General features: G+C 60.9%; 17 protein-coding genes and 1 riboswitch. Of the genes, 10 read left to right on the forward strand and 7 right to left on the reverse strand.

Annotated elements, in window-relative coordinates:
- Nucleotides 1-130: 130 nt before the first annotated feature.
- Nucleotides 131-997 carry a tyrosine-type recombinase/integrase gene (locus tag AAA138_RS05305; RefSeq protein WP_349089850.1) on the reverse strand — a complete coding sequence of 289 codons (867 nt, stop codon included), beginning with the start codon at nucleotides 995-997 and terminating at the stop codon, nucleotides 131-133.
- A 148-nt stretch (nucleotides 998-1,145) separates the two neighbouring features.
- On the opposite strand from AAA138_RS05305, the gene AAA138_RS05310 reads away from it, so the two are divergent.
- The 3 genes from AAA138_RS05310 to AAA138_RS05320 are packed head-to-tail and all read left to right on the forward strand — an operon-like array spanning nucleotide 1,146 to nucleotide 2,950.
- Nucleotides 1,146-1,559, forward strand: a complete 414-nt coding sequence (locus AAA138_RS05310; RefSeq protein WP_349089852.1) for a hypothetical protein — start codon at nucleotides 1,146-1,148, stop codon at nucleotides 1,557-1,559.
- 10 nt (nucleotides 1,560-1,569) lie between these two features.
- Nucleotides 1,570-1,875 (forward strand): hypothetical protein, encoded by a 306-nt coding sequence (locus AAA138_RS05315; protein WP_349089854.1) that lies wholly within the window; start codon nucleotides 1,570-1,572, stop codon nucleotides 1,873-1,875.
- A gap of 1 nt (nucleotide 1,876) precedes the next feature.
- A complete protein-coding gene (locus AAA138_RS05320; RefSeq protein ID WP_349089856.1) occupies nucleotides 1,877-2,950 on the forward strand; it encodes a peptidoglycan recognition family protein in 1,074 nt (357 codons plus the stop codon).
- A 261-nt stretch (nucleotides 2,951-3,211) separates the two neighbouring features.
- Here the strand turns inward: AAA138_RS05320 and thiD are convergent, their stop codons facing one another.
- Together thiD and thiC are read right to left on the reverse strand one after the other, a co-directional pair.
- The gene (gene thiD / locus AAA138_RS05325; RefSeq protein ID WP_349089858.1) at nucleotides 3,212-4,042 is read right to left on the reverse strand and encodes a bifunctional hydroxymethylpyrimidine kinase/phosphomethylpyrimidine kinase; all 831 of its coding nucleotides are present in this window, start codon (nucleotides 4,040-4,042) and stop codon (nucleotides 3,212-3,214) included.
- A gap of 182 nt (nucleotides 4,043-4,224) precedes the next feature.
- On the reverse strand, nucleotides 4,225-5,559 hold the full coding sequence (thiC, locus tag AAA138_RS05330; protein ID WP_349089860.1) for a phosphomethylpyrimidine synthase ThiC: 1,335 nt from the start codon (nucleotides 5,557-5,559) through the stop codon (nucleotides 4,225-4,227).
- Nucleotides 5,552-5,667, reverse strand: a riboswitch (TPP riboswitch). It overlaps the preceding gene by 8 nt.
- A gap of 63 nt (nucleotides 5,668-5,730) precedes the next feature.
- Here thiC and AAA138_RS05335 point away from each other — a divergent pair.
- The gene (locus AAA138_RS05335) at nucleotides 5,731-6,252 is read left to right on the forward strand and encodes a hypothetical protein (protein ID WP_161115568.1); all 522 of its coding nucleotides are present in this window, start codon (nucleotides 5,731-5,733) and stop codon (nucleotides 6,250-6,252) included.
- Between the two features lie 40 nt (nucleotides 6,253-6,292).
- On the opposite strand, the gene AAA138_RS05340 is transcribed toward AAA138_RS05335, so the two are convergent.
- Nucleotides 6,293-7,102 (reverse strand): YaaA family protein, encoded by an 810-nt coding sequence (locus AAA138_RS05340; protein ID WP_349089862.1) that lies wholly within the window; start codon nucleotides 7,100-7,102, stop codon nucleotides 6,293-6,295.
- 103 nt (nucleotides 7,103-7,205) lie between these two features.
- The gene (locus AAA138_RS05345) at nucleotides 7,206-8,603 is read right to left on the reverse strand and encodes an aminopeptidase (protein WP_349089864.1); all 1,398 of its coding nucleotides are present in this window, start codon (nucleotides 8,601-8,603) and stop codon (nucleotides 7,206-7,208) included.
- A gap of 166 nt (nucleotides 8,604-8,769) precedes the next feature.
- Here AAA138_RS05345 and polA point away from each other — a divergent pair, with 166 nt between their 5' ends.
- Complete coding sequence (polA, locus tag AAA138_RS05350) at nucleotides 8,770-11,520, forward strand: DNA polymerase I (protein ID WP_349089866.1); 2,751 nt, start codon at nucleotides 8,770-8,772, stop codon at nucleotides 11,518-11,520.
- Between the two features lie 274 nt (nucleotides 11,521-11,794).
- Here the strand turns inward: polA and AAA138_RS05355 are convergent, their stop codons facing one another.
- Nucleotides 11,795-12,622, reverse strand: a complete 828-nt coding sequence (locus tag AAA138_RS05355; protein WP_349089867.1) for an HAD family hydrolase — start codon at nucleotides 12,620-12,622, stop codon at nucleotides 11,795-11,797.
- Between the two features lie 554 nt (nucleotides 12,623-13,176).
- On the opposite strand from AAA138_RS05355, the gene AAA138_RS05360 reads away from it, so the two are divergent.
- The 4 genes from AAA138_RS05360 to ndk all read left to right on the forward strand — a co-directional run bounded on the left by AAA138_RS05360 (nucleotide 13,177) and on the right by ndk (nucleotide 17,147).
- A complete protein-coding gene (locus AAA138_RS05360) occupies nucleotides 13,177-14,403 on the forward strand; it encodes an argininosuccinate synthase (protein ID WP_035138001.1) in 1,227 nt (408 codons plus the stop codon).
- A 235-nt stretch (nucleotides 14,404-14,638) separates the two neighbouring features.
- Entirely contained in the window at nucleotides 14,639-14,809 is a 171-nt protein-coding gene (locus AAA138_RS05365; protein WP_349089869.1) for a hypothetical protein, read from the forward strand.
- Nucleotides 14,810-14,927: 118 nt separating this feature from the next.
- Entirely contained in the window at nucleotides 14,928-16,358 is a 1,431-nt protein-coding gene (gene argH, locus AAA138_RS05370) for an argininosuccinate lyase (RefSeq protein WP_349089870.1), read from the forward strand.
- 384 nt (nucleotides 16,359-16,742) lie between these two features.
- On the forward strand, nucleotides 16,743-17,147 hold the full coding sequence (gene ndk, locus AAA138_RS05375) for a nucleoside-diphosphate kinase (RefSeq protein ID WP_055251725.1): 405 nt from the start codon (nucleotides 16,743-16,745) through the stop codon (nucleotides 17,145-17,147).
- Nucleotides 17,148-17,324: 177 nt separating this feature from the next.
- Here ndk and rpiB read toward each other — a convergent pair whose 3' ends face one another.
- Nucleotides 17,325-17,792, reverse strand: a complete 468-nt coding sequence (gene rpiB / locus AAA138_RS05380) for a ribose 5-phosphate isomerase B (protein ID WP_055251633.1) — start codon at nucleotides 17,790-17,792, stop codon at nucleotides 17,325-17,327.
- Between the two features lie 271 nt (nucleotides 17,793-18,063).
- On the opposite strand from rpiB, the gene AAA138_RS05385 reads away from it, so the two are divergent.
- Nucleotides 18,064-19,383 (forward strand): L-serine ammonia-lyase, iron-sulfur-dependent, subunit alpha, encoded by a 1,320-nt coding sequence (locus AAA138_RS05385; protein ID WP_349089872.1) that lies wholly within the window; start codon nucleotides 18,064-18,066, stop codon nucleotides 19,381-19,383.
- Nucleotides 19,384-19,433: the final 50 nt, after the last annotated feature.

Genomic DNA, 19,433 nt, shown 5'->3' on the forward strand with positions numbered 1-19,433 from the left:
ATCTCGCCGCCCCACGCGCCGTACGTCTCATACGCCCACACCTGTGCGACGATTACGCCGCTCACCTTGGGAGTGAATGAGAATTCGGCGCTTGAAGATGCAAAATACTCGGTCTGGGATACGGAATGCCCTACATCTCCATCGCCGCCGTGTATGAATCGCTCGCCCTAGCCACGACCGTGCGAAATGATTGCAGGTAGTGCGCCATCGCCGTGTTGACGGTCGAATGTCCCAGCGCCACGGCTATGTCCTCGATGGCCGCACCGTGCTCCAGCGAGATCGTAGCCCAGCTGTGGCGCAGGCATGTCATCGGCACATGCGGCAGGTCGAGCCGCTTGCAGAATGCGCGGAACTTGCGGGCGACGGCGTTGGGGTCAAGCAGGCACAGGCGACCAGACCTGCGCGTCCCACGAATGGCACGCAGGCGCTCTAGGGCGAATCGCGGCAGTTTCAGCTTGCGGTCTGACAGCTTGGTCTTGCATCCGGTTTCGATGACCTCGCCGCCCACCACGTGCAGGCCGCGCTGCACATGTACCCAGCCGCTGCGCCAGTCCACATCCTCGATTCTCACTGCGCAGGCCTCGCAGCGGCGCAGACCAAGCGCGGCACCTAGCAGAACCGCGGCTTCAAATGGTTGCCCAACGATGGCTTTCAATGTTGTGCGCTCCTGCTCGGCGGTGAGCGTCGGTCGGCGCACCGTGGGCTTTTGCGGCAGCTCCACGCCCTGCGTCACGTCCCAGATTCTGAGCTGGTGTCGGCGTAATACCCAGCGGTATATCTGGCGGAACGTCTTGTAGGCCTTTTCCGCCGCGCCCGGCAAATTGAATGAATCGACCCAATCCTGCATCTCCTCAAAGCTGATCGTCTCAATCTCGCGCTCACCCCACATCGGCATCAGGTGGCAGCGGATGGCGCTGCGATAGCCCTCAAGAGTGGTGGCGCGGAGACGCTTGCCCTTGTCGGCCATGTACTCGGCGGTGGCATCGGAAAACAGCATTTTGAACAGTCCAATCTCTCGAAAATCCCAGACGCTTCGCATGGTAGCCCGCTGCGTTACGTCTGGGATTTATTGCTTGCAGCGGGCGGCGGAGCCCAATCTCACGCCGCCCGTAGGATGGCGCAACGCAGACGAGAAAGGAGGGTGGATGGAGGTACTCAAGCTCTTCGCGCCGTACGGGCCGGGATGGCTCGGGGGAGTGCTGCTGGCGCTCATCGCCGTTTATTTTGGGCGGCAATTTCTCGAAGAGTACAAGCGCCAGAACGAGCGCAAGGCTGGCATCGACATGAAGCGCGAGGAACGCAAGCAGGCCGAGGTCGACGAGCGCGCGCAGCGGGACCGCGAGCGCTCGCAGATGGAGGGCCGCATCGCCGCGCAGATGGAGCGAAGCAACAGCCTCATGGAGGCCATGAAGACCCTCATGGAGTCGGTCGTGGCGTCCAACGAGGTCCTGCACAACGACTTGGCCCACAGCCAGGCGAGAAGCCAGGGAATGGCTGAGAAGGTCGACCACATCTGCGACCGCGTCGACCTGATCTACAGCAAGGAATCCGACAGATAGGAGCAATCAAATGACTGAGATGCAGGCCGGCCTCACCGTCGCCACGGTGCTCGTGGTGCCGTACATCGTGCAGGCCATCAAGACTAAGGCCATGACGGGTGGCGTCGCCCGCTGGACGGCCATCGCCGTCTCGGCGGGGTGCGGCGCCCTCACGGCCATGGCGGGAGGCGTGCCCACCGACCCCTCGGCGTGGGTGACGTCCATCTTCGCGTGTGTCGGCGGCGTACAGGTGGCCTATGCCGCCTTCAAATCCGTCGGTATCACGGACAAATGGTTCGACGCGCTGCTCGCGCTCGGCGACATTAAGGAGGACTAACATGGCAGATTTCGCGAACGTCCAACCGGACGAGTACAAGCTCCTCGGCTGCAACTTCTCGGCGGGACGACCCTTCGGCATCAAGGGCGTCACGATCCACCATATGGCGGGTGACCTCAATGCAGCCCAGTGCAACAGCATCTGGGCCGCCAACGGCTGCTCTGCCCACTACTCGGTCGACCGCAACGGCTACATCGTGCAGCACGTCAACGACACGGACCGCGCCTACGCTTGCGGCGACGGCATCGGCACAGGCGGCGGCAACGACACGACCATCAGCATCGAACACGCCAACAGCGCGCGCGGCCCGTGGACGGTTCACGAGGCCGCTATCGAGAGCGGTGCGCACCTCGTGGCGGCGCTGTGCCTGTACTACGGGCTGGGCCGCCCGGCATGGATGGTGAACGTGTTCCCGCACAAGCACTGGTCGTCCACGGCCTGCCCCGGCGAGCTGGCTGGCTCGCAGCGCGACCACTACATGCAGCGCGCCGTCGAGTGGTACGACGCGATGGTCGGCGGCACGCAGCCGTCCGCGCCGACTGTGCAGCCCGCGACGACCCCCGCTGCGCCTTCGGCGTCGCAGGGCGCGCCGGGCGGTTTCCCTCGCTCCACTGGCGCCCGTGTTCCCGTACACTACTCGCTGCACCTCAAGGGTGGCGGCTGGCTGGACGAGGTGACTGACTTCGGTGCCGGCGACGACGGCTTCGCGGGCTACCCGTGCCGACAGCATGACCTCCTTTGCGCCCGAGTTGATCGCGGTACGCTCAAGTATCAGGTCCACACCGTCGAGGACGGCTGGCTCGACTGGGTCGCCAAGGGCGACCGCAATGACACCGTAAACGGCTGCGCCGGTATCGCCGGTCATACCATCGACGGCGTGCGCATGTACTACGTGACGCCGAGCGGCGAGGAGTACAAGCAGGCGTGGTACCGCTCCCAGACCACTGCGCGCGCCGGATGGCTGAACACCGTGTGCGACGACGGCTCTACCTATAGCGGCGACGACTACGCCGGTATCTACGGCGAGCCGCTCGACCGTCTGCAGGTCTGCGTCACCGACGGGGTGCCGTGGTAATGGCTTTCGGCATGGGTGCGGCGCTCGGCGCGTTTTTGGGCAGCTTCGTCACGGTTGTCGCGCTCGCCCTGATCTGGGGCGGGAGCGACCGCGGGCGATAACAGCAAAAGGGGCCGTGGCGGTTCGTCGCCACGGCCCCTTTTTCGCATCCCTCGAATATCCTAAGTTGCCGCCAAACCCTAAGTATGGTCAGCGTGTTGCTGTGCCGTCAGCGAGTTTTTCCTGTTGGTCAGCATCAATAGCGAGCTGCGGCAAACTGCCTCAGTACTGCCACATGTGGTTGACGGGGCCGGAACCTTCGCCCATGTCAAAGCCGGCGGCGAGAGCGCCGGTTAGGTAGGCCTTGCCGGCGTTGATGGCGTCGGCAAGTTCCATGCCCTGTGCCAATGCGCAGGCAATGGCGGACGAGAGCGTGCAGCCGGTGCCATGCGTGTTGCCGGTCTCGATGCGCTTATGGCGGAACCACGTGGTGAGCGGATCGCCCAGGTGGTTGCCCTCGTCATCGAGCGGCGCGGGCTCTGCTAGCACATCGTTGGCCTCGTTGACAAAATGCCCGCCCTTAACGAGGGACGCGCAGCCAAAGCGGCGGGTGAGGAGCATGGCAGCGTTTTGCTGCGTGCGCTCGGAATCGACCTCGTAGTCGAGCAGCGCCATGGCCTCGGGAATGTTGGGCGTGATGACGGTCGCCAACGGGAACAGGCGACGTGTGAGCGCCTCGGCGGCATCCTCGGCAATGAGGCGAGCGCCCGAAGTGGCGACCATGACGGGATCGACGACGATATTTTGTGCGTCCCAGGCACTCAGGCGGTCGGCGATAACCTCGATAATCTCAGCAGAGGAAACCATGCCGATCTTGACGGCGCTGGGTCGGATATCGTCAAAGACGGCATCGATCTGCGCCGCGACAATATCCGGGGAGACATTCTGCACGGTGGTGACACCGAGCGTGTTTTGTGCGGTGATGGCCGTGATGGCTGTTTCGGCATACAGACGGTGCGCCGTGATGGTCTTAATGTCGGCCTGAATGCCGGCGCCACCGCTGGAATCGGATCCTGCGATGGATAGAACGGCAGGTACCTTGCTGCGATCCATGTTCGCTCCCTTGTCTGGTCGGATTCAAATGGGTCTTTAAGCCAGCATTATAAAGATGCCCAGGCCGGTGATATGCCGAACCCGGGCGCGAGATGTAATTTTTACGCAAATGCAGGCAAATGTTCACAAGTTAACAATTGGCAGGTACTGCGGCGAGCCTATAGGCGATTGCGGCGAAGAGGCTAGTCCTCCATACCGAGGTCGATCGTCGTGCCCTCAAACACTTTGTTGACGGTGCGGACGGCGCACATCTTGCCACACATGGTGCAAGTGCCCTCGGTGGCGGCAGGGGATTCCTCGTAGCGTTTTTTGCCGGTGACCGGGTCGAGGGCGCACTTCCACATGGCGTCCCAGTCGAGCTTGCGGCGTGCCTGGCCCATCTTGTCGTCCATGTCGCGGGCGTGCGGCACCTTCTTGGCGATATCGGCGGCGTGCGCGGCAATCTTGGTGGCCATGAGGCCATCGAGCACGTCCTGGGCGTCGGGCAGGCACAGGTGCTCGGCGGGCGTCACGTAGCACAGGAAGTCGGCGCCGGAGCTTGCGGAGATGGCGCCGCCGATGGCGGCGGTAATGTGGTCGTAGCCCACGCCGATATCGGTCACCAGCGGCCCCAGCACATAGAACGGGGCGTTGTGGCACAGACGCTTCTGCAGCTTCATATTGGCGGCGATCTCGTCGAGCGCCATGTGACCCGGGCCCTCGACCATGACCTGGACGCCGGCGGCCCAAGCACGCTTGCACAGCTTGCCCAGTTCGATCATCTCGGCAGTCTCGGTGGCGTCGTTGGAGTCGTAGAGACAGCCCGGGCGGCAGGAGTCGCCGAGCGAGATCGTTACGTCGTACTCGTGGCAGATTTCGAGCACCTCGTCGTAGAACTCGTAGAAGGGGTTCTCGTTACCGGTGACTTCCATCCAGCCAAACAGCAGCGAGCCGCCGCGGCTGACGATGTTCATGAGGCGGCCGGTCTCCTTGAAGGTCTTGATGACCGATTTATTGATGCCGCAGTGGATGGTCATAAAGTCCACGCCGTCTTCGGCGTGTGCACGCACGACCTCGAGCAGATCGTCCTTGGTCAGCTTGACCAGCGGCTTTTCCATGTAGCCGATGGCGTCGTACATGGGGACGGTGCCTACCATGAGCGGCGTCTCGTCGATGAGCTGCTGGCGGAACTGGCGCGTCTTGCCCGAGTTGGAGAGGTCCATGATGGCGTCGGCACCAAAGTCCTCGGCGATCTTGACCTTCTTCCACTCTTCGGCGGCATCGGCCTTATCGCCCGAGATGCCCAAGTTGACGTTGACCTTGGTGGACAGGCCCTCACCGACGCCAAAGGCGCGCATGCCCTTTTTGATGTGCACGATGTTGGCGGGAATGGCGATGCGGCCGTCGGCCACGCGCTCGCGGATGTACTCGGGGTCGCGATGCTCGCGCTCGGCGACCTCCTTCATCTGCGGCGTGATCTGTCCGGCGCGGGCGAAGTCGATTTGCGTGACAAGCTTGGACTCGGTCTGTGTGCTCATTGGCACGGCTCCCTTCGTTGGCATTACCCATATCAGGTTTGCGGGTCAGGGCGGGCGCGCCCAATCTCAGCCTGCCGTCCTGTCCTGCAAGCTCCCCGTTTATGTAGTGGGCTCAAGTATAGCCTGAATGGGTACGATTGGCCTAACGAACGTGCCTGTGGGGAGGCGTACATGGAAGACAAGCATCTATATCGAGAGACGCAATGGGACATATCGGCCGAGGAGGGCCGTGCGCACCATGGGTTGGTCGCGATTGGCTTTGCGGTGCTTGCCGTGCTGGTGATTGCCTTTTGTATTTGGACGTTTGGCGGTCGCGGCGGCGCTGCCTGGGAGTTTGAGGCCGATGATAGCCTACCGATTATGGCGGTGAGGAGTACTGGCGGTAATGCCAATACGCTCGCCATTCCGGGCGATTATTGGTACCCGCGCGATGAGTTTGTTCAGTTGCAGCTGAGTGGTGGGTCCATTCCAGGCGAAGAAATCGAACGCGTGACGTTTGACGCGGCGCTCAAAACGCTGACGGTGAAGCTCAAAGATCAAGGAGATGTGCCCACGACCATGGATATCGCCCTGACGGAATGGCGTCTGGAGCCTCCGTCGGGCGTCAAGGTGTCCGAGGTTGAGCATGTCAAGATTACCTATCAGGACGGCACGACAAATGAAATTGCCAAAGCCGACGGCTTGGCGGAATAGACGTCGTGCCTAGGCGGTACATTCAAGAGTAGCGGTGGTCCTACAAGGCCCGTTCGTTCAGGAAGACCAAAGTGTTTTTATTTGAAAGCTCGGGAAGGTGACGATAGCCAACGTCGAACGCGGTGAGCCCGCTTACATCCTCGACCTTGTTTTCCGCCATCCAGCGCACCATGGAGCCGCGCGCCTTTTTGCTGGCGGTCGAGCGCTGGATGGGCTTGCCGTTGCGGATGCCTTCACCAAAGAGGCACGTGACGACTGTGGCGTCGCCCGCGAGGTGGGGCAGAACGGCTTTGGCGTACTCCGCGCTGGCGAGATTGACGATCGTAGCGTTGGAGCTCGCCGGAGCGATGGTCCGTGCGAGCTTGTCGCCCCAAAACGCGTAGAGGTCTCGGGCATCGTCGACGGCAAGCTTTGCGCCCATCTCCAGCCGATACGGTTCAACGGCATGAAAGGGGCGTACGCATCCGTAAAGGCCCGAGAGGATCCAGAGATGGTTTTGCAGCCAGTCGAGCTGTGCGGCATCCATGACCTCGGGCGCCATACTTTGGTATTGGATGCCGTGGTAGGACATGACGGCGGGGGAGAGGTGTCGGGCGAGTGCGGGATTGTCGAGATCGCCGTTTTTCAGGATGGGCCCGAACTCATGCAGGGTGTTGAGGCAAGGCCCCAGCAGTTTGTCACTTACGTTCCATAGCGTCTGCAGACCGCCGCTGCCTTCATTTCGTTCGATATCTAGCAGTGCGCGGTGGAGGCGAGCCGTTTCGTGCGCAAAAGGCGGTATGTCCAGGACTTCAAAAGCATCTTGGGCCGCGCGCATCTGCTTGGCGGGCGAAATGATGACCTGCAGCATGGACTCTCCTCTGCCAAAAAGGAAGTTGCGGTGGAATACGGTCTGTTTTGGCCGTTTATGGGCCAGTTTAGTCCGTATTTCACCGCAACTGATGAAGGATCGGTTAGGCGCGCTCGAGGAAGGCCTTGTAGCCGCGATAGGCCTCGTAGATATCGGCCTTGTTAGCGACCTCCCACAGGGCGTGCATGGACAGGACGGCAACGCCGGAGTCGATGACGTTCATGCCGTACTTGGCCATGATGTATGCGATGGTGCCGCCGCCGCCAGCGTTGACGCGGCCGAGCTCGCAGGTCTGGAAGTCCACGCCCGCCTCGTCCATGATGTCGCGGACGAGGGCCACGTACTCGGCGTCGGCGTCGTTAGATCCGCCCTTGCCGCGGCTGCCCGTGTACTTGTTAAAGCACAGGCCGCGACCCATAAAGGCTGCGTTCTTGGTTTCGAACTTGCCGGCGTAGCCCGGGTCGAAGCCGGCGGACACGTCGGAGGAGAGCATACGGCTGTGGGCGAGTGCACGGCGCAGGGCCAGCGGGCTATCCTCGCCGGCGAGCGTCATGATCTCGGCGACGGTGTTCTCGAAGAAGCGGCTCGTCATGCCGGTGGCGCCCACGGAACCGATCTCCTCCTTGTCGACGATGAGTGTGATGCTCGTGCGTTCCACGTTGGCGACGTTGATCTGGGCGAGCATGGACGGATAGGCGCAGACACGGTCGTCGTGGCCATAGCCCAGAATCATGGAGCGGTCGAGGCCCATGTCGCGGGCCGGGCCGGCGGGCACGACCTCGATCTCGGCGGAGAGGAAGTCCTCCTCCTCGACGTCGTACTGCTCCTTGAGGATATCCAGGAACATCTGCTTGACGGGCTCCTTGGGAGCGTCTTTGTCGTCCTCATCGAACTTGACGGGACGGCCGCCCACGATCACGTCGAGGATCTCGGCGTCGACGGCGTCCTTGGCGGGCTTGGCCATCTGCTCGCTCGAGAGGTGGATCAGCAGGTCGGAGATGGTAAAGACCGGATCGTCTGCCTTGTCGCCGATGTTGATGTCGACGGTGGTGCCGTCCTTTTTGCAGATGACGCCCACGAGTGCAAGTGGGGAGGCCACCCAGTGGTAGCTCTTGACGCCGCCGTAGTAGTGCGTGTCGAGGTAGGCCATGTCGCCGGCCTCGAAGGCGGGGTTCTGCTTGAGGTCCAGGCGCGGCGAGTCCACGTGGGCGCCCAGGATGTTAAAGCCCTGCTCGAGCGGGGCGGTGCCCAGGTTGACGAGCATAAGGTCCTTGCCGTGGTTGGCGGCGTACACCTTGTCGCCGGCCTTGAGCGCGCGGCCCTCGGTGATCACGGTCTCCAGATTGACGTAGCCCGCCTCCTCGGCCATCTTGATACCGGACTTGACGCACAGGCGCTCGGTCTTGTTCTCGCTCAAAAACTGCTTATAGCCGCGGCAAAGCTCCTCGAGCTCCTCGACTTGCTGTGGCGTGTACTTTTTCCATGCGCAGGGACGCTCCATGACGCAGGCTCCTTTCGGATCGATCGTGCTGGTTAATGTACCGTGAGCCATCGTATCACGCACGGGCGCGCGGTGGCGGGGGAGCTTGATGTGCGGTGGCCGCGGGGCGGGGAGCGTGTAAACTGGAGTGAGCAAACCGTGCCCAGCCCAAAGCGAGGTATTCAATATGTCTGACAAGCGCCGTACCTTTGCCGTTATCGACGGCAACTCGCTCATGCACCGCGCCTTCCACGCCGTGCCGCCCACCATGAACGCGCCGGACGGTCGCCCCACCAACGCAATCTTTGGTTTTCTGAACATGTTTCTCAAGATGATCGATGCCTTTAACCCCGACGGCGTGGTCGTGGCGTTTGATAAGGGCAAGCCGCGCGTGCGCATGGAGATGCTGCCGCAGTATAAGGCGCAGCGCCCGCCCATGGACCCCGATCTGCACGCGCAGTTCCCTATGATCAAGGAGCTGCTCACCGCGCTCAACGTGCCGATTCTGCAGTCCGAGGGCTGGGAAGGCGACGATATCCTGGGAACCATGGCTCGCCTGGGCGAGGAGGCCGGCTGCGACATGCTGCTGGTGACCGGCGACCGCGACATGTATCAGCTTGTGACCGAGCACGTCAACGTGGTCTCGACTCGCAAGGGCCTGTCCGACGTGGCGATCATGACGCCCGAGAGCGTGGACGACCTGTATCACGGCATTACACCGGCGCTCGTGCCCGATTTTTACGGTCTGAAGGGCGATACGTCGGACAACATTCCCGGCGTACCGGGCATCGGCCCCAAAAAGGCGAGCGCGCTTATCGCGCAGTACGGTAGCCTGGACGAGGTCATCGCGCATGCCGACGAGGTCAAGGGCAAGATGGGCGAGAACCTGCGTGCGCACATCGACGACGCACTGCTGAGCCGCAAGGTTGCGACCATTCGCACCGATGCGCCTGTCGAGCTCGACTTTGACGAAACGTCCTTCCCGGCGTTTTCTGCCGATGAGGTTTCCGCGGCGCTGGGTACGCTTGGTATCACCGCCATGCAGAACCGCTTCCTGGCGCTGATTGGCGGCGAGGGCGGGGTCGTGCCCGCTGCCAGCACGCTTGAGATTCCCTCCGTTTTGCGTGCCGCCGCAGGCGATGCGGAGGCACTTGCTGCCGTTGCGGCTGAGATCTCCCGCGCGATCGATGCCGGCGAGTGGGTCGCCGCCGTGGTGGACGACGACAAGGAAGAGGGCGCGCTCTTTGGGCTGACGCGCACGCTGTGGCTGGCGACGTCCAAGGGCCTGTTCGCGCTCGAGGAGGGCGACAGCGATGCGGCGGTTGAGGTTGAGGGCTTTAACTTCGCCCACGGCGTGATTGCCGGCGTGCTCGCGCGCCTGTTTATGGAGGGCCGCGTGGCGAGCCCGGATATGAAGGCGCTGCTGCACGAGCTTTCGCCTATCGATTCCTCTGAGCCCGAGCTCATGGATCCGCTGGCAGTCGATTCCACGCGCATCTTCGATACCGTTGTTGCCGCCTACCTGTTGGATTCCGATCGCTCCGAGTTCGATGAGGCATATCTTGCCGATACCTATCTGCAGATGGCGCTGCCTGCGGCGCGCGGCGCAGAGGGTGCTGGTGAGGACGCTCCGGCGCCTGCCGCTCGCACGGCGGCCTTGACGCTGGTGCTGGTCGCACCGCTGCGCGACCGCATGGCCCGCGAGAACGCCGCCAACGTGTTCGATGGCATCGAGATGCCGCTCGTGCCGGTACTTGCCAAGATGGAGCGCGCGGGCATGCTCGTGGATCCCGATCGCCTGCACAGCCTGTCCGAGGGCCTGGCGACCCAGATCACCGAGGTCGAGCGAAACATTCGCGACCTTGCCGGTGACGAGACCTTTAATATTGGCAGCCCCATGCAGCTGTCGCACGTACTCTTTGATGTGATGGGGCTTCCGACCAAGGGCCTCAAGAAGACTAAGCGCGGCTACTATTCGACCAATGCTAAGGTGTTGAGCGATCTTGCCCGCGACCACGAGATCGTGCGCCTGATTTTGGACTGGCGTGAGAAGTCCAAGATTAAGTCGACCTATCTGGACACGCTAGGTCCGCTGCGCCGTGGTGACGGTCGTGTGCACACCACGTACAACCAGACCATCACCGCGACGGGACGTTTGTCTTCGAGCGACCCCAATCTGCAAAACATTCCGACTCGCTCGGAGCTCGGGCGTACCGTCAAGACGGCGTTTTCGGCAGGCGAGGGCAGCGTCTTTTTGGCGGTGGACTACTCGCAGATCGAGCTGCGCCTGCTCGCGCATCTTTCGGGTGATGAACATCTGGTACGTGCCTTTAACGAGGGCGAGGACTTCCATGCCGAGACGGCCGCGCGTGTATTTGGCGTGCCGGTGTCCGAGGTGACACCCGACCTGCGCAGCCGCGCCAAGGCCGTGAACTTTGGCATCGTGTACGGCCAGCAGGCCTACGGTTTGTCGCAGTCGCTGCATATCTCGATGGCCGAGGCGCGCGATATGATCGATCGCTACTACGAGGCCTACCCGGGCGTGCGCACGTTCCTCGACAATGTGGTGGCGCGTGCCAAGCAGACGGGCTACGCCGAGACCATGTACGGCCGCAGACGCCATATTCCCGAGCTCAAGGCCAAAAATCCGCAGCTTCGCGGCTTTGGCGAACGCACGGCCATGAACCACCCCATGCAGGGCACCGCAGCAGACATCATCAAGATCGCCATGGCCCGCGTAAGCCGCCGCCTGGAAGAAGAGGGCTTTGCCGCCCACATGATCCTGCAGGTACACGACGAACTGGACTTTGAGTGCCCCGTCGACGAAGTCGAGCGCCTAACCGCCATGGTCCGCGACGTCATGGAGCACGTAGTAGACCTACGCGTACCCCTCATCGCCGAAGCCAGCACCGGCATAACCTGGGCCGACGCGAAATAGGAAAGTAACCACAGTTCCAAAGTAACCAAAAGCTGAAGGGGGCTCCTTGCCAACAAGGAGCCCCCTTCATTCCAAAAAATTCAGCCAAGTATCTAGACGCCAAGACGCCATCTAGGCGGCAGGTAAGTAAACCTAGGGCCTGGCCGGGCGGCACGGGATAACTTTTCGTAGATTCCGCACGCAAAGAAAGCCACTTAATGTGGCTTTCGTCTTGCGCAGGACCTGACCGAGCGAAAAGTTATCCCGTGCCGCCCGGCCAGGCCCGATGGGACGGCTACCGAGCCGCCAAGATGGCGTCGATGAGCGTCAGTACGCCCCCGTCGTTGTTGCTCGGAATGCGCCACTTAGCATGCGCGTTCATATGCTCCTCGGCGTTGTCCACGATAAAGCTGTGACCGACGCGCTCCAGCATGGGGATGTCATTGTACGTATCGCCCGCGGCAGCGGCATCGGCGATATCGATGCCCAGGTGCTCGCACAGGTGCGCGACGCCGGCGCCCTTGTCGACACCCAGGTTCATAAAGTCGATCCACTCGCGCCCGGCGTTGGTGACGTAGAGCTTGTCCGAGAACTCGGGGCTATAGGTCTCGCGGAAAGCGGGCTCGGCGTCGTAGCCGGGGAAGAAGACCGAAATCTTGTTGGACTCGAAATCAATGCCCTCAAAGCTGTCGACGTAGTTGATTGTGTTGTAGTAGACGCTGATCTCGTCGTGGTACTGATGGTCGCGGGCAAGCACGTAGAACTCGTCGAAGCAGCACAGGACGGGGACAGCGCGCGGATCCTCCGAGGCGCGGCTCAAGACCTGCTGATACAGCGCCACATCGATGTTGCTCTTATAGATATAGTTGCCGCGATAGATGACGCAGGCTCCGTTGTCGGGACAAAAGGCGAGGCGGTTCTTGATGCCCTCGAACATCTCCTCGAGCTTGGGGGCTGGACGTCCGCTAGCGGGGCAGAATACGATGCCGGCTTCGGCGAGCTTGTCCAGGCGCTCGTCGAGGCCTTGCGGCAGCACGCGCTCGTCGGTCAGCAGCGTTTTGTCCATGTCGACGGCGATGAGCTTAATGTTTCCGATATTGGCGTCCGATTCGTAAGTTTGCATAAAAGCGAGCCTTTCGTTTCGAAATTGTTTCAGACGTTATAACCATCAACTTGTAGTAGGGCGTATTTTCGCAGGATTGGCGCGCGTTTGCATCACCATTCACAAACTAATGAAAAAACTTTTCAGAAATTTGAATTTGCCGCTTGTGCAGCGGGCACTTTATCGTAATATAGCGAACATCGAAAACGGAGACGGCAAAAGAGCCGCTTAGCGAGAAAAAGGTACCGTTTACGATATTTGAATTGCGCCCGGCGATAGGTGAAAGGAGAGGCAGATGCAGTTCGTAAAGATCATCACTACTGCAGACAATGCCATCCGACGCCAGCGCGCAATTTCCCGACGACGATAACAATCGTCTCTGTCCGCATGGGGCGAATTGCCTCAACAGAGTCATTTTGAGGTCGTTGGGTTTTAGCACGACATTGCTGCATGTTTCTAGGGCATGTATGTGCTGATTTTTGCTATTTAACCTGATATTGCACGGTTTTTGACCTCGAAATGACTTGCAACTGACCGATGTTCTAACTAGCTACCAAGGGCGAAAGGAAACAGCCATGAGCAAGGAAAAAGTCGTTCTCGCATATTCTGGTGGTCTTGATACATCCGTATGTGTCAAGTGGCTCCAGGACGAGAAGAATCTCGATGTCGTTTGCGTCTGCGGCAATGTGGGCCAGGAGGAGACCGGCCTGGATGCCAAGAAGCAGAAGGCCCTCGACCTGGGCGTTCTGGATTGTCAGGTGCTCGACCTGCGCGACGAGTTCTCCGATGAGTTCCTGACCAAGGCCATCGCCGCAAACTCCATGTACGAGAACAAGTATCCGCTGCTTTCCGCCCTGTCTCGCCCGCTGCTTGCCAAGAAGCTTGTTGAGGTCGCCCACGAGTTTGGCGCGACCTACGTCGCCCACGGCTGCACCGGCAAGGGTAACGACCAGGTCCGCTTCGAGGCTGCCGTCAAGGCCCTCGACCCCGAGCTCAAGGTTATCGCCCCGGTTCGCGAGTGGGACCTGAAGTGCCGTCCCGACGAGGTCGCCTACGCCCATGCTCACAACGTGCCGGTTCCCGAGGGTGCCAACGACAACCCCTACTCCATCGACGACAACCTGTGGGGTCGCGCCATCGAGTGCGGTCACCTGGAGGATCCCTGGAACGAGCCGCTCGATGACGCTTGGGTTATGACCAAGAATCCCGAGGACACGCCCGACACCCCGACGTATACCGAGATTGAGTTTGAGGCCGGCAAGCCCGTCGCCGTCGACGGCAAGAAGATGAAGCTCTCCGAGATCGTCATCGCCCTCAACAAGATTTCGGGCGACAACGGCTTTGGCCGTCTCGACCTGGTTGAGGACCGTCTGGTGGGCCTCAAGAGCCGCGAGTGCTATGAGGTTCCCGGCGCCCTGACGCTCATCACCGCCCACAAGGCGCTCGAGGACATTTGCGTCGAGGGCGACCTGCTCAAGACCAAGATCAAGCTCGAGCAGGATTGGGCCACCGCCGTGTATAACGGCCAGTGGTACAGCCCGCTCAAGAACGCGCTCGACGCCTTTATGGCCGACACCCAGAAGTTCGTGACCGGCACCGTCCGCCTGAAGTTCTTTAAGGGCAACTGCCATGTCGTCGGCCGCAAGAGCCCCTTCAGCCTCTACGACTACGGTCTGGCTACCTACGACCGCGACACCACGTTTGACGAGAAGGCCAGCGCCGGCTTCATCGAGATCGATACGCTGTCGCTCAAGACGTGGGCAAAGGTCCAGGGTCCCAGCTCTGCCGCCGCCCAGGCCTAAGGCTTTTCCTTCCCTTGGTATCCGCGCGGCCCATCCGCGTGATACAAAACGGGCGCACGGGGTCCCTACCTTTCGTTATGCTTGCTGACACTTCTTAACATCGGTGGCCCCTACGTTCCGCCCGCATATATGACGCCGCGCTTGCGGCTGAGTCCGAGCCCCGCCGGGGTTGTCCGGCGGGGCTCTTTCTATCAATTTGTCGGCCTTGCGCCTATATATATGAGGAGTATCCAATATGTTCAATGTCATCGCGCATGCTTTACTTGCCCTCGCGCCCGAGCTCGATGCTGCAAAGGTCGAGGGCGTCCCTATGAGCCTGAAGGCTTGGATTGACGGTTCGCAGGGCAACATCCGGAGGGAGACGTTGGGTGCCAAGTGCATGGTGCGTCACTTCTTTGCAAATTAGCTACATGGCCCCGCATGCAGTGGGGAATGTGCAAAACTAGCGGTTGGTAAATCGCTTTAGCGACAGGGCGCATTGCTTTGGGCGCTTCGTTTGGTATTTGATGAAAGGGGACGATCCCATGGCTCTTTGGGGCGGTCGTTTTGAGGCGGGCGTGGCCGAGGTCACGCAGGAGTTTGGCGCGTCGCTGCCGGTCGACAAACATCTCTATAAGCAGGATATCGCCGGCTCTAAGGCACATGCCAAGATGCTGGCCGCCCAAGGCATCATCAGTGCCGAGGACGAGCAAGCGATAGCCGAGGGCCTGACCGGAATCGAACAGGATATCGATGCCGGCAACTTCACCTTCGACATCAACGACGAGGACATTCATATGTCCATCGAGAGCGAGCTGACGCGTCGCATCGGCGAGGCTGGCAAGCGCTTGCATACCGGACGTTCGCGCAACGACCAGGTGGCGACCGATACGCGCCTGGGCGTCAAGGCGCTGGCCAAGGAGCTCATGGAGGCCAATCTTGAGCTGCGCCATGTGCTGGTGGATGCGGCCAAGAAGTACGACAAGGTGATTCTGCCGGGCTACACGCACATGCAGCATGCTCAGCCCGTGCTGCTGTCGCATCATCTGCTGGCGTATTCCTGGATGTTCGCGCGCGACTTTACACGCCTGAAGGCCGCCTTTGATGCCGCCGACAACTGCCCGCTGGGTGCTGCCGCGCTTGCCGGTACGAGCTATCCGCTCGATCGCCAGATGACGGCTGCTGAACTTGGCTTTGCGGGCGTGATTCCCAACTCGCTCGATGCGGTTTCCGACCGTGATTTCCTGCTCGATCTGCATTACGCCGGCTCCGTCATGGCCATGCACCTGTCGCGTCTTTCCGAGGAGATCGTGCTGTGGTCGAGCTCTGAATTTGGCTTTATCACGCTTTCCGACTCGTACTCCACCGGCTCGTCCATCATGCCGCAGAAGAAGAATCCCGACTTTGTCGAGCTTATTCGCGGCAAGAGCGGCCGTGTCTATGGCAACCTGGTGCAGCTGCTCGTAACCATGAAGGGCCTGCCGCTTGCTTATAACAAGGACTTGCAGGAGGACAAGGAGGGCGCGCTCGATACCGCTCACACGCTCCTGCAGTGCCTGTCGGTTATGGCCGGTATGATTTCGACTTGGACCGTCAACGAGGATGCCATGGCGCGCGAGTGCGGCGTGGGGCACCTTGCCGCTACCGATGTTGCCGATTACCTGGCCAAGCGTGGCCTGGCGTTCCGTGAGGCGCATGCCGTGGTGGGCCATCTGGTCCTGATGTGCGAGAAGCGCGGCTGCAATCTTGAAGACCTGCCGTTTGAGGTGTTCCAGGAGGCAAGCCCGCTCTTTGAGCACGATATTACCGAGGCGCTCGACATCCCCTCGATTGTCGCCGCGCGCACGACCGAGGGCGGTACCGCTCCTGCCGCCGTTGCCGTGCAGCTTGAGTGCGCCGAGGCACAGCTCGTGGCCGACGAAGGCGTGTTTGGATCGCTGACCAAGGTCGTCGAGATGGGTCACGGGGCAAAGTAGGGGTTTGGCTGAAGCCGTTTTGGCCATGTATTGATAAATCGGTTTCGCTTTACGGGCGCCTGCTGATGTGGGCGTCCGTATTTTGTTGCTATGGGGGAGGGGCTTGTCGAGAACTTCTGTAGGACCTTTGGGCAGGTTGTGAAGGGGATACGTTCGCGGGCGGCAATCGACCGTCTGCTCTGCTCGGTGCGGTTGATGGACAGTCGGATGGTACTCTAATCAGGCTTCGAAACAGAAGTGACACATATGGAACGCTTCAATAAATTACAACGTTTCAATAAACAGCTTTTTGTTTAACTGCAGCTAAAACTCTGTTACGATGCAGTCCAGGCGGGTGCCGGAATGGGACTTGGGCACGCGCGAACCTACTTGAAAGGCTACCTTATGGCTATCGAGAAGACCTTCATCATGATTAAGCCCGACGCCGTGCGCGACCGCAAGATCGGCGAGATTGTTGCTCGCATTGAGCGCAGCGGCCTTGTCATCGAGCGCATGGAGATGACCACGCTCGAGCGCGCTACCGTCGAGGAGCACTACGCCCATCTGGCCGACAAGCCCTTCTTTGGCGGTCTCTGTGACTTTATGACGAGCGGTCCGGTCGTCAAGATGGTCGTTTCCGGTCTCTCCGCTGTCTCCAAGATGCGCACCCTCATGGGCGCTACCAACCCGCTTGACGCTGCCCCCGGCACCATTCGCGGCGATTTCGCTGTCGATGTCAACGCCAACGTGATTCACGGCTCCGACTGCCTGGAGAACGCCGAGATCGAGATCAAGCGCTTCTTTGGCTAAACCAGCTTTGACTCCTTAAAGCTGTTAGCGTGTGGCTTGGGCGCCGCGGAACTCCGTCCGCGGCGCCCTTTATATTCCAGTAGATTTCTGGTAACAGCGTAGAAATCTACTAAAGAGTCCCCGTCCGGATGTGTGCTCCGGGCGGGGGCTGGCGTTAGCGTTTGGCTTTGTAAGTCTTTAAGCCTCGTCGACGACCTTGAGTCCGCGGGTCTGGTCGATTTCGTTGAGGAGATTGACGCGACGCTCGTGGCGGCCGCCCTCAAACTCGGCGTCGAGCCACTCGTCGACGATCATCTTGGCGAGCTCGGAGCCCACGACGCGGGCGCCAAAGGCGAGTACGTTGGTATTATTGTGCATGCGCGAGAGCTTGGCGCTGAAGGGTTCGGAGCACACGACGGCGCGTACGCCCTCGACCTTGTTGGCGGCCAGGCTAATCCCGACACCGGTGCCGCAGATCAGGATGCCCAGGTCGACGTCGCCGTTGGCAACGGCCTTACCCACCTTGTAGCCGGCGATGGGGTAGTCAAAGCTCTCGGAGGTGTCGGTGCCAAAGTTCACGACCTCGCAGCCGCGCTCCTTCAGGTGCTCGGAGATGATGTTCTTGAGCTCGACGGCGGCGTGGTCGTTGCCGATACCGATCTTCATGGATGGTTCCTCTCTGGTCTGTGCGGCGAGATTGCTAAAGGTTTTACCGCGTTCGACTGCATGATAGCGCGACTTTTGCGTAAACGCTCGGGCGTTTTTTGGTCAAACGCTTTAGTTTGCAGCAAGACTATCTTTTCATGAATGAATGCTGTCAGATTGCGCTTGAACGCCGTCCGCCGGAACCATGGTTGCGGTTTTTGATGCATTGTTATCAAATAAAAGAGCTAACTCTTTTTGAGAGCCCAGTCCGTTATACAAGTAGGAGATACCTATGCCTGCCGATTCCCTTCGTGATACCGCGTTTTGCGATGTTTTGAACCGCGAGCTTGTCTGTGCGCTCGGCTGCACCGAGCCCATTGCCGTTGCCTATGCGGCGGCGCTGGCGAGTCAGACGCTCGGTTGCGAACCCGATCATATGGATGTCGCCTGCTCGGGCAACATCATCAAGAACGTTAAGAGCGTGACCGTGCCCAATTCGGGCGGTATGCACGGTATTGAGGCGGCGGCCGTGCTGGGTGCCGTGGGCGGCGACGCCAAGAGCGCGCTTGAGGTGCTCGAGAGCGTTGACGATAAAGACCGTGCTCGTGTGGCCGAGCTCCTCGCCGATGCCGGCTACTGCGATGTGTCGCTTGTCGAGGGTGTGCCCAACCTCTACATCAAGGTGACTGCCACAGCCGGGGGCCATACCGCAGTCGTCGAGATTACCGACCACCACACCAATGTCACGTGCCATACGCTCGACGGTATTCCGGTATGCGGCAAGTCGGCGGGGGAGTGTGCCGCCTGCGCCGAGCGCGTTATGGCCGAGCGTGCGGCAGATAGCGCTGACACGCCCATGTCGATTGAGTCCATCATCGACTTTATTGAGGACGGCGACATCGATGGTGCCCGCGCTGCCGTTGAGCGTCAGATTGAGCTGAACGGCGCGATCAGCGCCGAGGGCCTGGCGCACGCTTGGGGTGCCGAGGTTGGCCGCACGCTGCTGGGTGCTCGTGCCGATGACGTCGCCTGCCGTGCCCGCGCCCGTGCGGCCGCCGGGTCCGACGCCCGCATGAACGGCTGTGCGCTGCCGGTCGCCATTGTGTGCGGCTCGGGCAACCAGGGCATTACCTGCGCACTGCCCGTTATGGAGTATGCCGAGTACCTGCGCTGCGACCACGATCGCCTGGTGCGCGCCGTGATGCTGTCCGATCTTATCGCCGTGCATATCAAGAGCTATATTGGTGCGCTCTCGGCGTTTTGCGGTGCTATTTGCGCCGCGTGTGGCGCCGGCGCTGCGATTACCTGGCTGTGTGGTGGCACGCGCGAGCAGATTGGCGCGACGGTTTCGAACACACTCGGTAACGTGGGCGGCATCGTGTGCGATGGCGCCAAGGCAAGCTGTGCCGCCAAGATTTCCGCTGCCGTTGATGCGGCGATTCTAGGTCACGATATGGCCATGCAGGGTCGTGGCTTCCGCGCCGGCGAGGGCCTGATCCAGGATACCGTCGAGCAGACAATCGCCAGCATGGGCTACGTGGGCCGTGTGGGTATGAAAGATACCGATGTCGAGATCCTCAACATCATGATCGGCAAGACTCGAGTCTGTTAGTTACGCGGTTTTACCAAACCGCGTAACCAGTCGACGCTGCAAACGCCCCT

Origin of the sequence: Collinsella sp. CLA-JM-H32B, assembly GCF_040098065.1 — a bacterium.
Classification (GTDB): domain Bacteria; phylum Actinomycetota; class Coriobacteriia; order Coriobacteriales; family Coriobacteriaceae; genus Collinsella.